This window comes from Emticicia sp. (genome assembly GCF_049241225.1).
Lineage (GTDB): Bacteria > Bacteroidota > Bacteroidia > Cytophagales > Spirosomataceae > Emticicia.
Window position 1 is genome coordinate 1 of the sequence record NZ_JBMLRC010000171.1, and the last position, 15960, is coordinate 15960.

Here is a 15960-nt window from a genome sequence, read left to right on the forward strand (position 1 = left end):
TGTAAATTTATAAGTTTTAAATTTAATTTTCAAAATATTTTGAAAGTTTTTTTTTTACAATAAAGACAAATGTTTTACTGATAACCGAATATTATTTTGTCATTGACAAGCGATTAAGTTAATTTTGTGCTTTGACCAAAGATATTTTTCAATTCAAATGCCAAATACAGATTCAATATTAAGAATTGCCCTCCAAAAATCGGGTAGATTGAGCGAGGATTCGTTCAGATTGTTTAAAGAGTGTGGAATAAAGTTTGAAAGCGGAACAGGGAAACTCAAAACCTCCTCATCAAATTTTCCTGCGGAGTTTTTGTTTTTAAGGGATGATGATATTCCGGGTTACGTCGAAGATGGTGTGGCCGATATTGGAATTGTAGGAGAAAATGTTTTTGTGGAAACAAATCGCAAGGCAGAGGTAACCTACCGACTAGGTTTTTCAAAATGCCGATTGTCAATTGCCGTTCCTCGTGGTGTAGAATATAAAGGTGTTGATGATTTTCAAGGAAAAAGCATCGCTACTTCATATCCACGGATTCTTGCCAATTATCTAAAAGAACAAGGCGTAAAAGCCGAAATTCACGAAATTAGTGGTTCGGTTGAAATTGCTCCAAGCATTGGCTTAGCCGAAGGCGTGTGCGATATCGTAAGTTCGGGAAGTACACTTTTGAGCAATGGATTAAAAGAGGTTGAAACCATTTTCCGTTCGGAAGCGATTTTGATTTCAAATAAAAAATTAGCAAAATCAAAACACGATACGCTCAACAAATTGTTATTTAGAATCAAAGCCGTACAAACAGCTCAAAATTATAAATACATTTTATTGAATGCACCGAACGATAAACTCCAAGATATTATCAACATGATTCCAGGAATGAAAAGCCCCACCATCGTGCCATTGGCTATGGAAGGTTGGAGTTCGATTCATTCGGTTTTGGAAGAAAATCAGTTTTGGGAAAATATCGAAGCCATTCGTTCGGCAGGAGCAGAGGGTATTTTGGTAATTCCAATCGAAAAAATGATTTACTGAGCGGATTGTTGAATAAAACTTTATCAACATGATAACAAGTCTCGAACAATTAGACCTCACAAAGGCTTATACCTTTAAAGATTATCTTTCATGGAAGTTTCATGAGAGGGTTGAGTTATTGCGTGGTTATGTTGCTAAAATGTCGCCAGCACCAACGAGTACACATCAAATAATAAGCGGTAATCTGCATTTTAATTTGGCATACTTCCTGCGAAAAAAGCCTTGCAGGGTTATAGCTGCCCCATTTGATGTTTATTTACCGTCAATTAAAGGTGAAGGCGAAACCGTTGTGCAGCCTGATTTGTGCGTAATATGTGATGCTTCAAAAATAAAAAAACAGGGTTGCGTTGGGTCTCCTGACTTAGTTATTGAAATATTATCGCTTGGCAATTCCCGTAAAGAGATGACTCAAAAGTTTCAGATTTATGAACAAGCTGGAGTGAAAGAATATTGGGTTGTTTATCCTTACGAACAAGTGATTCATCAATATATATTAGAAGGTAATACTTTTCAAGCATTACCAATTGCTGAAAAAACGATAAAAAGTCAACTATTACAAGGTTTTGAAGTAGATATGGATACGATTTTTGACACAATCGTTGAATAAAGAATCATATAGAATAAATTAAATGAATATCATATCATTTCCACAACGCTCCGAATGGAAGCAACTTCTTGCTCGTCCTGTGCAAGAAATGGCCGAAATAGAGCAAAAAGTATTACCAATTCTTCAAAAAGTAAAACTCGAAGGCGATACCGCACTTAAAGAATTTGCACTCAAGTTCGATAAAATTGAAATCACCGATTTTCAAGTTTCGCAAGAAGAAATTGATGCTGCAGAAAGCCAACTATCCGATGAACTGAAAGAAGCGATTCAGCAAGCATACAAAAACATTCATACTTTTCATAAAGCTCAAAAACAAACCCCCGAAGTTATTGAAACGATGGAGGGCGTAAGATGCTGGAGGAAAAGCGTTGGAATTCAGAAGGTCGGATTTTATATCCCGGGCGGAACTGCTCCGCTTTTCTCTACGGTCTTGATGTTGGGTATTCCCGCACAAATTGCTGAGTGCCAAGAACGAATTTTATGTTCGCCGAGCAATCACCCAGCTATTTACTATGCAGCAAAATTAGTTGGTATAACTAAAGTTTTCCGAATAGGAGGAGCTCAAGCGATCGCTGCCATGGCTTACGGAACCGAGACAATTCCACAAGTTTATAAAATTTTTGGACCGGGAAACCAATATGTAACAGCCGCTAAACAATTATTGAGCAAAGAAGGTGTAGCGATTGACATGCCAGCTGGCCCATCGGAAGTTGCTGTTATGGCAGATGATTCGGCAGTTCCATCGTTTGTAGCTTCTGATTTACTTTCTCAAGCCGAACATGGTGCCGATAGCCAAGTTTTGTTAGTTTCTACAAGCAAAAAGTTTGTATCGGCAGTAAACTTAGCTGTTTCTGGGCAGTTGAATCGACTGCCACGGAAAGACTTAGCGGCAAAAGCAATCGAAAACTCAAAAATTATATTGCTCGAAAATCAACAAGATTGTGTCGATATGCTCAACGAATATGCTCCTGAGCATTTGATTTTGGCAGTTGAAAATTATAATGAAATTGGCGAGCAAATTATCAATGCAGGTTCGATATTTTTAGGAAATTATACCCCAGAATCTTGCGGAGATTATGCTTCGGGAACAAATCATACATTGCCAACAAACGGTTATGCAAGAGCCTACAGTGGGGTTTCGGTAGATAGTTTTGTGAAGAAAATTACTTTTCAAGAAATATCAAAACAAGGTATTTTAAATATCGGGCGTACTGTAGAGTTGATGGCTGAAGCTGAATCATTAGAAGCTCACAAACGTGCAGTAACATTGAGGATGGAGAGTTTGTTGAGTTAAGTTAATCACGGAAGACCTCCCTCAAAGGGAAGTCTTCCGTAGAATCATCGTAGATTTATTTGGCAGAAAACTTATAAACTGTTGTTGTTTTGTAAGTTTCATTTGGTTTTAGAACCGTACTCGGGAATTTAGGCTGATTGGGTGAATCAGGATAGTGCTGTGTTTCTAAACAAAATCCAGTTCGGAATTTGTAGTTTACTCCTTTACCAGCCGGAACACCATCTAAGAAATTTCCTGTATAAAACTGCACAGCAGGTTCAGTCGTTAAAACTTCCATTACACGGCCAGAAGTTGGCTCATAAACTGTTGCAATGCTTTTCAGAGTTTTGCTCGAATCAGTTGCTACCCAACAGTGGTCATAACCTTTCCCATATTTGATTTGCTCGTCTTTTACATCATTGATTCTTGCACCAATTTTGAATGATTTCGTAAAATCAAAAGGAGTTCCTGCTACTGCTTTTAATTCGCCCGTTGGGATTAGTGTCTCATCAACTGGCAAGAACTTATCGGCATTAAGCATTACTTCATGGTCGAGGATTTCTTTGCTGAAATCGCCAGTGAGATTGAAGTAAGCATGGTTGGTTAAATTTACAACTGTTGGTTTATCGGTAGTTGCTTTGTAGTCAATTTTTAATGAATTATCCTTCTGCAAAGTGTAGATTACTTCTACATCCAATTTTCCAGGATACCCCTCTTCGCCATCCACTGAGGTGTAAGTGAGTTTTAGTTGAGGTTCTTCGCCATCAATTGGAGTCGCTGTCCAGATTACTTTATCAAAGCCTTTCTTTCCACCGTGTAGAGCATTTACTCCATTGTTTTGTGCCAGAGTATATTGTTTGCCATCAAGTGTAAACTTACCTTTAGCAATTCTATTTCCATAACGCCCAATCAATGCTCCGAAATATGGTGAAGCTTTTAGATAACCACCTAAAGAATCGCAGCCGAGTGCTACATCAGTGTATTTGCCGTTTTTGTCTGGCGTTGACCAATAAGTGATAATTCCACCGTAGTTTGTAATCTTTACCACCATTCCCGCACTATTTTTTAGTGTGTAAAGGTCAGCCGCTTCGCCAGTTGGTAGCTTTCCGTAGCTTGTTTTTTCAATTTTGTTAACAGTGGTAGTTGAATCGATTGTGGTACTTTCTGCTTTTTTAGAGGTGCAGTTTTGGAATAACAACGCACTACACAGCAAAATACCAAGAACTTTTAGTTTCATAATTTAAGGAAGAGTTTAAGATTGGATTGAATTCTAAAATGAGCTTGTAAGTTAGTATTTTATAGGCATTTAATCCAAAAAAATATTGTTCCTAAATCTGCCGCCAATGAAAGTCTTCCGTCAAATAATCAAAATAGCCTCTTTTATTGCCCTTTGCATTCAGAAAAACAAAATCCATCGCAAATGCTTTAGACTCAACTATACAAAAATTCTTACGTGCAAAATGCAGTAATTCTGGTTCAATATCTTTCTGATTTACATCAATGATTTCAGGTTCTGCAATGAAACTCCCTGACTTAGCTTGTGTAGTGTAGCACATTTTACTGGCCAATCTTGAGTTATTCCAAGCAATATCGGCTATTTCATCATTATAGTGTATTTCTGCTTTGGTATATATTCTGAGTTGAAGTTTGAGTTCGGCATCATAAAACAACCAACTTAGCGAATTATTATGATTGAGATGCTCAATTTTTTCGGAACGAATATCGGTATGGAAACGAAGTTTTTTTTCTTCAATATTGATATTTCTCAAAACTACTGTTCGTTGTTCGGGAAAGTTATTATTAATTGTAGCGACATAAGCTTGATGAAATGGCGACTTTGCAGTTTTAACGGATTGTTGGAGTAAAAGCCAAATTTGTTTTTCAATTTCAATTAAATCGTTTCCTAAAAGTGTTTCTCTCATGAAAAGATGGACTGGTATGTAATTTTTAATAGTTGTAAATGATTTAAAATTGAAACTGACTGTTGAGAAAGAATGTTTATGAAAATAAAAAAAGTCTGATAACCTTACGATTATCAGACTTTTAGCCTTTGTGGAGACGCAGGGACTCGAACCCTGGTCCGAACTTGGCAATCGTCGAGCCTTCTACATGTTTATTCGGTCTTATTTATTCGAGAATAGGTCGGTGTCCGACATACCAAATCTATTCCTTAGAAACCTAAATACTAATTACAAACAAGTTCCCCGAAAGTAATCGCCTCTGCAAGGTCGACACCCCGAACTCCCCAGCGGCAGAGGTTAGCCAAGGCGGGATGTGGCTAAATGGTTAATTCACTCCGGAATTAAGCAGCCATGGCATACGAAGTATTGCCAGTTATTGTTCGGAAGAATTTTTAACAGGAGATTCTACCAACTCCCGACATGCTTTTACTCGCAACCACTCACGCCGTCAAAACCGGTCGTCCCCGTTGCACTAGTATAAATGCAAAATTAAAGAATTTAGTTCAGAAGCCAAAACTAAAACTTCATCGAAAGCCCAATACGTTTTCTTGGAATATCAATTTCCATCACTTTTACTTGTACTTTTTGATGCACCTTCACAACTTCGTTCGGGTCTTTAATGAAACGATTAGCCATTTGCGAAACGTGAACCAAGCCATCTTGATGCACGCCCACATCAACAAAACAGCCGAAAGCCGTAATGTTGGTTACAATCCCTGGCAGAATCATGCCCTCTTTCAAATCTTCGATGGTATGAACATCTGAGGCAAATTCAAATGCTTCGAGAGCCTCGCGTGGGTCACGGCCAGGTTTTTGGAGTTCAGATAAAATATCGTTGAGTGTTGGCAAACCAACTTTATCTGTTACATAATTTTTAAGAACAATTTTTGATTTAAGCTGTTCATTACCAATGAGTTCGGCTACTTTTACGCCCAAATCTTTGGCCATTTTTTGCACAATAGGGTAGGTTTCTGGGTGAACCGCCGAATTATCGAGTGGATTTTCGGCTCCACGAATACGCAAGAATCCCGCACTTTGTTCAAATGCTTTTGCTCCTAATCTTGGTACTTTCTTTAACTCTTCTCTCGAACTAAATGCTCCGTTTTTTGCACGATATTCTACGATATTTTGTGCCAAAGCAGGCCCTAAGCCCGATACATAACTTAAAAGGTGTTTACTGGCAGTGTTCAGCTCAACGCCAACTAAGTTTACACAACTTTCAACCACCGAATCGAGGCTTTCTTTAAGCATTTTCTGCTCAACATCGTGCTGATATTGCCCAACTCCAATAGATTTTGGGTCGATTTTTACGAGTTCAGCCAGCGGGTCCATTAATCTTCTACCAATCGAAACCGCTCCTCTGACGGTTACGTCTTTGTCGGGGAATTCTTCACGAGCAATTGGCGAAGCCGAATAAATGGATGCCCCTTGCTCAGAAACCATGTGAACGGCTGCTTTCAAATTACCGTTTTTCACAACTGATTTTACCAATGATTCAGTTTCTCGGCTGGCTGTGCCGTTACCGATGGCAATCGCATCAATTTTATATTCCAAAACCAATTTTTTGATGACGGCTTCGGCTTCCATTTGCTTGGTCATTGGATAAATAACTGTATCGTAAATCAAATCTCCCTGTTCGTTGAGGCAAACAGTTTTACAACCCGTACGGAAACCTGGGTCAATTCCCAAAACTCTTTTTTGTCCGAGTGGCGAAGCTAATAAAAGTTGGCGGAGGTTCGTTACGAAAATCTTAATGGCCTCACTATCAGCTTTTTGTTTGGAGATATTACTAAACTCGGTTTCGATACTTGGTTTCAAAAGTCGGTCATAAGAGTCGCTGATTGCTTGTTCAACTTGTTCTTTGGCTTCGGGTAAACCTTTCAAATAAATTCGGTCGAGGGCATCAACGCCACGCTCAGTTTCAATCGAAATATCAATCGACAAAAATCCTTCTTCTTCGCCACGACGCAGGGCCAAAAGTCGGTGTGATGGGATTTTTGATAATGGCTCAGAAAATTCGTAATAATCTTGGTATTTGATACCGTCTTCTTTTTTACCTTTTTTTACTTTAGAAGTGATAATTGCTTCACGCTCAAATAATCGTCTAACTGCATTTCGGGCCTGAATATCTTCGTTAATCCACTCAGCCATAATATCTCTTGCTCCTTGAAGTGCCTCTTCCACACTTTCAACCTTATCATTCAGATATTTTTCGGCAATGGCTTCGATATTTCTATCTTTTTGAGCGAAAATAATCTTAGCCAAAGGTTCGAGTCCTTTCTCGATGGCGACCGTTGCTCGGGTTTTTCGTTTTTGTTTATAAGGTAAATATAAATCTTCTAACTCATTGAGATAAAGAGCATTATTGAGTTTGCTCAATAACTCGGGTGTCATTTTGCCTTGCTCTTCAATCGATTTGATAATTGCTTCACGACGTTTATCGGCCTCCATGAACTTATTGTAAAGTTCCTTGGTATCAGCCACTTGCACTTCGTCCATGCTACCTGTCATCTCTTTTCTGTATCGAGAAATAAACGGAACAGTAGCACCTTCATCTAATAAATTTATGGTATTTTGTATACTTTTTTCGGGTACGCCCACGGTTTGGGCAATAATTTGTATTTGTTTTGTGGTCATCGTTCCAACCTTTTTTATAAAATCTGAATCTTATAGCTAAATAATAATTCACAAAAATCTGATTAAATTATGAAAATGCAACTTGTTTTAGTGATGATTCTTTCCACATTATTCCTTACAAATTGTGAAAAAGAAAGCAATTCGGTTGATAGTCAGGCGACTATGAACGAATACGTAGTCAATTATGGCACAAGTTTCGGGATGTGTGTTGGTCCGTGTCGGAAAGAAATGAATTTACTAAATGGAGAAGTTAGTTTTACGGTTTTCTATACCGAAGGTAGGGGGGCAATCGGCGGAACACCAAAAACATTCAAAGAATCGCTTGATGCAACTTTACAAAATTCGCTCGTTAAAAGTATTGATTATGAATCATTTAAAAAACTTAATGAAATAGTTGGTTGCCCTGATTGTGCTGATGGTGGTGCCGAATGGGTAGAAATTATGAAAGGCGATTCAAAACACAAAGTGACTTTTGAATTTGGAAAAGCACCAAAAGAAATCGAAAGTTTGGTAACTGTTTTACGAGAAAAAAAGGTTTACTTTGAAGAAAAATATTTGAAATAGACGATTGCAGGTACTTTAATGAAAATCTAAATTTGCTAACAAGTTAATAGTCAATATATTGAAATACTGTTGACTATTGACTATTGACCGTGGACTTTAAAAATGTATGATATAATCGTTGTTGGTGGAGGTGCCGCTGGATTTTTTGCTGCAATTAACGCCGCAGAAAAGAATAAAGGCTTAAAAATCGCAATTTTGGAGCGTGGAAGAGATGTTTTGCAGAAAGTTAAAGTATCAGGCGGAGGGCGTTGTAATGTTACGCACGCCTGTTTTGAACCCGAAAAACTGGTGAAATTTTATCCACGTGGCGAAAATGAATTACTTGAGCCTTTCAAAAGATTTAATCCCACCAACACGATTGAATGGTTTGAGAGTAGAGGGGTAAAGATAAAAAAAGAAGCAGATGGAAGAATGTTTCCAGTAAGCGATTCTTCACAGTCGATAATTGATTGTTTACTCGGTGCGGCTCGCCGAAATAATATTGAAATCCTGACCAATTCGAGAGTTGAGTATTTTGATTATCTGCCAAATGAGCATTCAAACTGGAAACTTCGTGTAGCTGGCGATAGAATTTTATACACAAAAAAGTTAATGATTGCCACGGGAAGCGATACTGCTGTTTGGACTTTACTCGAAAAACTAAAAATAAAAATCGTTGAGCCAGTTCCTTCCCTTTTTACATTTAATATAAAAGACGAAAGATTGGCCGATTTAATGGGCCTTTCGGTGCCAAATGCTATCATTAATATTCAGAAAACTCAGTTTGAAAGCAATGGACCAACCTTGATTACTCATTGGGGGCTTTCGGGGCCGGGAATTTTGAAACTATCGGCATGGGCCGCAAGAGAATTGAATGCCTCAGCCTACAAGTTTTCGATTAAAGTAAATTGGTTAGGCGATAAAAATATTGAGGCGGTGCGAAATCACTTACACAATCAAATCAATACACAGCAGAAAAAGAACGTAATGGCTAATGCCGAGTTTGGCTTGCCGATTAGATTATGGAAAAATCTATGCAAAGCTGCTCAGATTGGAGAGTTTCAGAAGTGGGCTGAAACTGGTAAAAAACATATCCAAAGATTGGTTGAACAGCTTACTGCCTGTACGTTTGAAGTGAATGGTAAAAGTACCTTCAAAGAAGAATTCGTTACTGCGGGCGGGGTAGATTTATCAGAAGTAGATTTTGAAACTTATAGTTTGAAGCAATATCCAACTTTATTTATGGCTGGTGAAGTGCTAAATATTGATGCCATCACTGGCGGTTTTAATTTTCAAGCGGCTTGGACTGGCGGTTGGATTGCTGCCCAAAATCTATGATTTTTTTTTGCGTCCAGCTTGCAGAATTTCGGAGAAAATAGATTTTTCGTTAATATCATCGAGAATAATGGCTTCTTGCAGGATTTCCTTAAAAGAAGCCTCTTTCTTTTTAAAATCTTCTAAATCTCTAAATGTAACTCCGTGAATAAATTTGCGTTTTTTCGATGCTAGTAAGCCTTGCTCATTCGACATCTGGAAGCCACGATGAAAACCTACTTCCACTCCAGCATTTTTCTTTAGTACCACAAAATAACAAAACTCATTTTTTACCCCAAACATAGTAGTATTAAACATAAAACGTTCTATCATTTTTGGGTGGGCATTCAAGACTGTTCTTCGTAATTGGTATAACAACGCTGAAATCTTAGGTTCTTGACTTTCAATAAAATCTTCAATAGAAATGTATTTATTCATTGGTTAATGGTGTTTTTGAGATAAATGAACCAATAATCATACCGCCGATACTTGCCAACAAACCCCAAATCATTGATGGAATTTCGGTTTCGTAAAACTCAAAGAATGTCCAGACGGTAGTTCCCAGAGTCATTGAGAGAATTGCACCGAGTGCATTCGCTTTTTTCCAGTAAAGGCCCGCAACTAAAGGCACAAATAGGGCAACAAGACTTAGTGCCGATGACTCGCCAACTAATTCATAAATTTCTGCTTTAAACAAAGATAATGCAACACCAATAAGGGTAATACCTATGGTTGAAAGTCGCATAAGTTGTAGTAATTTTTCATCCGAAATTTTTTCTCCATAGAGTGGCTTTATGATGTTTTCACCTAAAACAGTTGCAGGGGCCAAAATAGAACCGCTGCATGTACTTAAAATGGCAGAGAGTAATGCTCCAAAAAATATGACTTGCATTCCGACGGAAGTATGTTTTAAAACCAAAATTGGGATTGTCATTTGAGTATCTCCTTGTTTGATATCTGGGTACAAAAGTGTGCCACAGAGTGCAATAACTAAAGGCATAGCAGCAATTGAGAGATACATAATTGCTGACCAATAAGCACTATTGACTGCCACTTTTTCAGATTTTGCCGAGAGCGTACGCTGAAAAACATCTTGCTGTGGAATTGAGCCCCAACCAATAGTTATCCAAGCCCCAAAGTAAGCCACCCAACTCGGAATTGTATTTTCTTTGGGTGTGAATCTAAAAAAATCTTCGGGAGTTTTGGCAATCATTTGTTGCCAACCACCAATTTGCCCTACCAGTTCGAGCATCAATATTAACATTCCTACTATGATGACCGCTGTTTGTACAGTATCAGTGATGGCAACCGACCACATTCCGCCAATGTAGGTATAAAATAGTACAACTGAAGCACAAATAATTACGCCCCAAACAAACGGTATGTTGGCAATTGCCTGAAGAATTATTGCTAAAGCAACCAATTGTGCGGCAATCCAACCAAAATATGAAGGTATCATAAAAATTGCCGAAACCCATTCTACCTTTTTGCTATATCGGATATTAAAATAATCGCTGAAAGTTAGAATATTGAGCTTGTAGAGCGGTCGAGCAAAAAACAAACCTAAAAGTAATAGACACATTGCCGCCCCAAAGGGGTCTTCGATGACTCCCAAAAGTCCGTGTTCTACAAATTCAGCACTTGCACCCATTACTGTTTCTGACCCAAACCACGTTGCAAATAAGCCAGATGCAACTACGTATGTTGGCATACGACGGCCAGCTATTGCGAAGTCACTGGCATTTTTTACAAACTTGGATGCATACCAACCTACACAGATTGTTATTAGCAAATACAGCACTATAAATCCTATGAGCATTACATTGAAAATTACAATTTTGACAAAAATTTATGCAAAAATCATAAAAAAAAAGTAATTGGATGTTACTTTGCTTTTATATTACAGTCATTATTTATATTTTTCGCATTTTAAACCCTTTATTTAATTTTTACGCAGCTGTGACCCATCTAATTGAACGATTTACAGAAATTCTAAGAAAAGGAAAGTATAATTCACAAACAATCGCCGCTTATCGAAATGCTATTTTTGTGTTTTATAACCACTTCAGAGATTTACCCCAAAGCAAAATTACCGAAGAGCTTATTTCGGCATATTTGGTCGAACTTGGAGAAAAAAAAGGGAATACGATTGATGCCTCATTACAGGCAGGTAAAGCCATAAAACTATTTTATGAGGTAATTTTTAATCGTAAACTTGGAATTAAAGCAAATGGCGAATCGAAAAGTGAAAGCCTTCCGGATATTTTAACTGAGAAGGAAGTAGCGAAAATTATTGATGTTTTGGATAATCTGAAACACAAAGCATTGATGTCCATAATTTATGCAGCTGGTTTGAAATTGAGTGATGTTTTAAACATGAAGATTTCGGATGTTGATTTTGAAAAAAAGGAAATCGTAGTTTCACCTTCAAAATCAGAAAAAGGACGGACGCTCATGTTACCGAAGAAACTTATTCCAATCCTAAAAGCCTATATCGAAAAGTATAGTCCCCAAGATTTACTTTTTGGTGGCGAAAATGGGAAAACATATAGCCCACGCAGTGTGCAATTAGTTTTTCAACAAGCAATGAGTAAAGCCAAAATTGATAAAGATGCTTCGGTGCATACGCTACGACACAGCTATGCCGTACATTGTTTAGAACGAGGAATGGATATACATTTACTACAAGAAATCTTGGGTCATAAATATTTACAGACAACAGCAATCTATAATCAAATTGCTGTTGTTGAGCTAGTGAATATCAGAAGTCCATTTGAAGACCTTGATGTATAGTTCTGAATTTTGAGCGGTCCGCTATTGCGGTTTATAGTTCTGAGTTAGTTACATCATTGACATAGCTTAACTCAGAACTTAGCACTCAGTATTCAGAACTCAAGTTAGTCTTCCATGCTGGCTTCCTTCAGCACGATTGTTTTCTTTTTCATTGAACCTGCCTCTAAATCGGCCAATTCTTCACGATTTTTGGCAATATCAATGGCCATGTAGATGGCATTTAGCATAGAAGATTCATCAGCTATGTTTTTTCCTGCAATATCATAAGCTGTGCCGTGGTCGGGCGAAGTGCGTACTTTAGGCAAGCCCGCTGTGAAGTTAACTCCGTTTTCAAAAGCAAGCATTTTAAATGGCATCAAGCCTTGGTCGTGATACATCGCCAATACGGCATCGTAGTTTTTCCAAGCGGCTGTTCCAAAAAAACCATCGGCTGGAAATGGGCCAAAAACCAGATTTCCTTTCTTTTTGTATTCAGTTAAAGCTGGTTCAATTACTTCCTTTTCTTCACTTCCGAGCAAGCCATTTTCTCCAGCATGAGGATTTAAACCCAATACCGCAATTTTAGGTTTTTGTTTCCCAAAATCACGAATCAATGATGATTTTATCTGGTCTAATTTACTAATAATAAGTTCTTTACTGATTGTTTTTTTTACTTGTTCTAATGGAATATGAGCAGTTGCTACTCCGATTTTCAGGTTTTCACTGACCATAAACATCAACTCTTTGTTTACACCAAAAGCATCTGCCAAAAACTCAGTGTGACCCGGAAACTTGAAATCATCGCTTTGAATATTATGCTTATTGATGGGAGCCGTAACCAACGCATCAATTTTACCCGCCTTTAAATCCTCCACTGCACGTTTCAGCGATTCAAATGCCAGTTTTCCTGCTTCAGGAGTAATTGTACCGGGCTGAACCTCCAAAGTTTGGTCGCTCATACAATTAATAACGTTTACTTGTTTATGGTTGATTTGCTCGACCTTATGAATCGTAAAAAACTGCCAATCTTTCATTTCGAGTAACTGACGGTATCGGTTGATCACTTTACCAGAGCCATAAATAACAGGTGTACAGATTTTGTTTAGTCGATTGCCGCCGACTGCTTTTAGGATAACTTCAGGGCCAATTCCATTAAAGTCTCCGATGCTTATACCAATAATTGGTTTTTGATTTTCGCTCACTTTCTGACAGGATTTAAATGATTTTTGGGTTATCATAGTTATTTCTGATAAAAAAGAAAATAAAACTATGACTATCCGACTACTGAATCTTAATTTTGCTGCAAGTTACTGACAATCAAATTATAAAAAAAATCCTGTGAATACAAACAATGTTATGAATAAAGGTTTGGTACTGATAGTCGATGAAATGCACCTTAGCTTGATGCCAATGCTCGAAAATTTAGGTTTTCAAACAGATTATCAACCTAAAATTAGTCGTGTTGAAATCATCGAAAAATTAAAAAATTGTACAGGGTTAATCATTAGAAGTAAAACCTTTGTTGATGCCGAATTATTACAAAATGCCAATCAACTAAAATTTATTGGTAGGGCAGGGGCAGGTTTAGACTTAATTGATATTGATTATGTAGAGCGTAGGAATATTGCACTTTTTGCTGCGAACGAAGGGAACAGAGTTGCCGTTGCCGAACACGTGCTGGGTATGGTTTTATGCTTGATGAATAATATCTTGATTGCTGATAAAGAGGTAAGAAATGGAGTTTGGCAACGTGAGAAAAACCGAGGATACGAATTAATGGGCAAGACAGTTGGTATCATTGGATATGGCAACAATGGCTCCGAGACAGCCAAGCGTTTTAGAGCATTTGGCTGTAAGGTTTTAGCTTATGATAAATATAAAACGAGTTTTTCGGATGAGTTTGTGGAGGAGGCTTCACTGGAAAGAATATTTGATGAGGCAGAGGTGCTGAGTTTACATATTCCTTTAACTTCAGAAAGCAGTCAGATGGTGAATAATGAGTTTTTAGCGAGTTTCAAGCATAATATATTTTTTGTGAATGCTTCGCGTGGCGAAATTGTATCCTTATCGGCATTGGCTGATTCGCTTGATGAAGGAAAAGTAAAAGGTGCGTGCTTAGATGTTTTGGAAAATGAAAAACTCCAGAAACTTACCCTCGACCAACAAGTAGTATTTGAAAGATTAAAATCATCGGAAAGGGTAATTTTTACACCTCATATTGCTGGTTGGACATTTGAGTCTTATGTGAAGATTAATGAGGTATTGGTCGAAAAAATTGCAAGTTTAAAATGAAAAGTGAGTTGTTATTAAATAGAAAATAATTGGTAAATTGGGCCTAATTCTATCTATTTCAACGACTACAATGAAAAAACTGCATCACTCGATATTGTTATGCTTTGTGATTTTTAATCTTTCTGCCCAAAGTTTTACGGTAAGCTCGAATAAAAGATTTATTCTGAAAGAAAATAAGCCGTTTGTTTGGGTGGGTGATACTGCTTGGGAGCTTTTTCATGCTCTTGACCGTGATTCGGCCACTTATTACCTTAGCAAAAGAGCTTCGCAGGGGTTTACTGTAATTCAAGCAGTGGCTTTGGCCGAAATAGATGGTTTAAATTCGCCAAATGCTTACGGCGATAAGCCTTTGATAAATAACGACCCTACAAAACCTAATGAAGCATATTTTAAGCATGTTGATTTTATAATTGATAAAGCCGCCGAGGTTGGACTTAATATTGGTTTGTTACCCACTTGGGGTGATAAAATTTATAAAGACCGATGGGGGACTGGGCCCGAGATTTTTAATGCTGAAAATGCGAAGGTATTTGGAAAATGGATGGCTGAAAGATATAAAAATCGAAAAAACATTATTTGGATACTGGGTGGTGACCGAAACCCGAGAGTTGGCTCCCAAGATGTAAAGATTTGGAGGGCAATGGCCGAAGGTGTTGTTGAGGCTTATGGTGGTAACGATAAAGTTTTAATTACTTTTCATCCGCAACCCAATCAAGCAGGTGCAAGTGAGTGGTTTCATAATGATGATTGGTTCGATTTCAATATGTTTCAAACTGGGCATTGCCGTGATAATGATGTGTATAATCGCATAGCGGGTTCGTATGAGCGGCCAAATACAAAGCCAGTAGTTGATGGTGAACCCATTTATGAAGACCACCCTGTGTGTTTCAATGCCAAAGATTTAGGAACAACTAATGCTTACGATGTCAGAAAAGCTATTTATTTAGATGTTTTTGCTGGAGCGTTTGGTTTTACTTATGGTTGTCATGATGTTTGGCAGATGTATCGACCGATGTCAGTTCCAGTCAATGGTCCACATTTATTCTGGAAGGAGGCTCTTGAACTGCCTGCTGCAAATCAGGTGAAATATTTAAAGAATTTGATTGAAGCAAGACCAATTTTGGATAGAATCCCCGATCAGTCGTTGATTGTGGAAAATAACTTGTCGTCTTATGAGCGTATTCAAGCCACTCGTGGGAATGATTACGCCTACATTTATGCTGCTACAGGAAGAAGTTTTACGGTAAATATGGGTAAAATAACGGGTAAAAAAATAATAGCTAATTGGTTTAACCCTAAAAATGGGCAAATCAGTGAAATAGGCGTTTTTGAAAATGTAGGTATAAAGAAATTTACTCCGCCCTCTTCTGGTTATGGACACGATTGGGTTTTAATTTTAGATGATGCTTCGAAAAAATACGTTATGCCTTGATTTTTGAGGTTGTTCCTAATCGTTTTTAATTAGGAACAAGCGTTTGCAAGATTTTTATTGTTATCGACGTTTTTTTGAAATGCTTTCTTCTTCCTCTTCTTC

The 15960-nt window shown here is 37.7% G+C and carries 14 protein-coding genes and 1 other RNA gene; 8 read left to right on the forward strand and 7 right to left on the reverse strand.

All coding sequences use genetic code 11. From position 1 onward, the window contains the following. Positions 1 to 157: 157 nt before the first annotated feature. Genes hisG through hisD form a run of 3 tightly spaced genes read left to right on the forward strand, consistent with a single transcriptional unit; the run spans position 158 to position 2928 of the window. A complete protein-coding gene (hisG, locus tag ACOVO2_RS09710; protein ID WP_421769774.1) occupies positions 158 to 1027 on the forward strand; it encodes an ATP phosphoribosyltransferase in 870 nt (289 codons plus the stop codon). 28 nt (positions 1028 to 1055) lie between these two features. Further along, entirely contained in the window at positions 1056 to 1634 is a 579-nt protein-coding gene (locus ACOVO2_RS09715) for a Uma2 family endonuclease (RefSeq protein ID WP_421769775.1), read from the forward strand. Between the two features lie 22 nt (positions 1635 to 1656). Continuing rightward, on the forward strand, positions 1657 to 2928 hold the full coding sequence (gene hisD / locus ACOVO2_RS09720) for a histidinol dehydrogenase (RefSeq protein ID WP_421769776.1): 1272 nt from the start codon (positions 1657 to 1659) through the stop codon (positions 2926 to 2928). 55 nt (positions 2929 to 2983) lie between these two features. Here the strand turns inward: hisD and ACOVO2_RS09725 are convergent, their stop codons facing one another. The 4 genes from ACOVO2_RS09725 to ACOVO2_RS09740 form a co-directional block, all read right to left on the reverse strand. After that, positions 2984 to 4144, reverse strand: coding sequence for an aldose epimerase family protein (locus ACOVO2_RS09725; protein ID WP_421769777.1), 1161 nt, complete (start codon positions 4142 to 4144; stop codon positions 2984 to 2986). Positions 4145 to 4235: 91 nt separating this feature from the next. Beyond that, complete coding sequence (locus ACOVO2_RS09730; RefSeq protein WP_421769778.1) at positions 4236 to 4829, reverse strand: pyridoxamine 5'-phosphate oxidase family protein; 594 nt, start codon at positions 4827 to 4829, stop codon at positions 4236 to 4238. 128 nt (positions 4830 to 4957) lie between these two features. Then, positions 4958 to 5334: a transfer-messenger RNA gene (ssrA, locus tag ACOVO2_RS09735) on the reverse strand. 50 nt (positions 5335 to 5384) lie between these two features. After that, positions 5385 to 7505: a Tex family protein gene (locus ACOVO2_RS09740; protein WP_421769779.1), complete on the reverse strand. Its 2121-nt coding sequence runs from the start codon at positions 7503 to 7505 to the stop codon at positions 5385 to 5387. 69 nt (positions 7506 to 7574) lie between these two features. On the opposite strand from ACOVO2_RS09740, the gene ACOVO2_RS09745 reads away from it, so the two are divergent. Both ACOVO2_RS09745 and ACOVO2_RS09750 read left to right on the forward strand, forming a co-directional pair. Beyond that, positions 7575 to 8069 carry a hypothetical protein gene (locus ACOVO2_RS09745; RefSeq protein WP_421769780.1) on the forward strand — a complete coding sequence of 165 codons (495 nt, stop codon included), beginning with the start codon at positions 7575 to 7577 and terminating at the stop codon, positions 8067 to 8069. A 102-nt stretch (positions 8070 to 8171) separates the two neighbouring features. Continuing rightward, positions 8172 to 9386: an NAD(P)/FAD-dependent oxidoreductase gene (locus ACOVO2_RS09750; protein ID WP_421769781.1), complete on the forward strand. Its 1215-nt coding sequence runs from the start codon at positions 8172 to 8174 to the stop codon at positions 9384 to 9386. Here ACOVO2_RS09750 and ACOVO2_RS09755 read toward each other — a convergent pair. Beyond that, positions 9381 to 9800, reverse strand: a complete 420-nt coding sequence (locus ACOVO2_RS09755; protein ID WP_421769782.1) for a DUF1801 domain-containing protein — start codon at positions 9798 to 9800, stop codon at positions 9381 to 9383. The two genes, ACOVO2_RS09750 and ACOVO2_RS09755, sit on opposite strands and share 6 nt — an antisense overlap. Further along, entirely contained in the window at positions 9793 to 11181 is a 1389-nt protein-coding gene (locus ACOVO2_RS09760) for a sodium:solute symporter family protein (protein WP_421769783.1), read from the reverse strand. The genes ACOVO2_RS09755 and ACOVO2_RS09760 overlap by 8 nt, the downstream gene beginning before the upstream one ends. 140 nt (positions 11182 to 11321) lie before the next feature. On the opposite strand from ACOVO2_RS09760, the gene ACOVO2_RS09765 reads away from it, so the two are divergent. Next, positions 11322 to 12155 carry a tyrosine-type recombinase/integrase gene (locus tag ACOVO2_RS09765; RefSeq protein ID WP_421769784.1) on the forward strand — a complete coding sequence of 278 codons (834 nt, stop codon included), beginning with the start codon at positions 11322 to 11324 and terminating at the stop codon, positions 12153 to 12155. A 104-nt stretch (positions 12156 to 12259) separates the two neighbouring features. Here the strand turns inward: ACOVO2_RS09765 and pdxA are convergent, their stop codons facing one another. Further along, positions 12260 to 13336 (reverse strand): 4-hydroxythreonine-4-phosphate dehydrogenase PdxA, encoded by a 1077-nt coding sequence (gene pdxA / locus ACOVO2_RS09770; RefSeq protein ID WP_421769785.1) that lies wholly within the window; start codon positions 13334 to 13336, stop codon positions 12260 to 12262. Positions 13337 to 13472: 136 nt separating this feature from the next. On the opposite strand from pdxA, the gene ACOVO2_RS09775 reads away from it, so the two are divergent. Beyond that, positions 13473 to 14426 carry a 2-hydroxyacid dehydrogenase gene (locus tag ACOVO2_RS09775; protein WP_421769786.1) on the forward strand — a complete coding sequence of 318 codons (954 nt, stop codon included), beginning with the start codon at positions 13473 to 13475 and terminating at the stop codon, positions 14424 to 14426. A gap of 70 nt (positions 14427 to 14496) precedes the next feature. Continuing rightward, entirely contained in the window at positions 14497 to 15858 is a 1362-nt protein-coding gene (locus ACOVO2_RS09780) for a glycoside hydrolase family 140 protein (protein ID WP_421769787.1), read from the forward strand. Positions 15859 to 15960 lie beyond the last annotated feature (102 nt).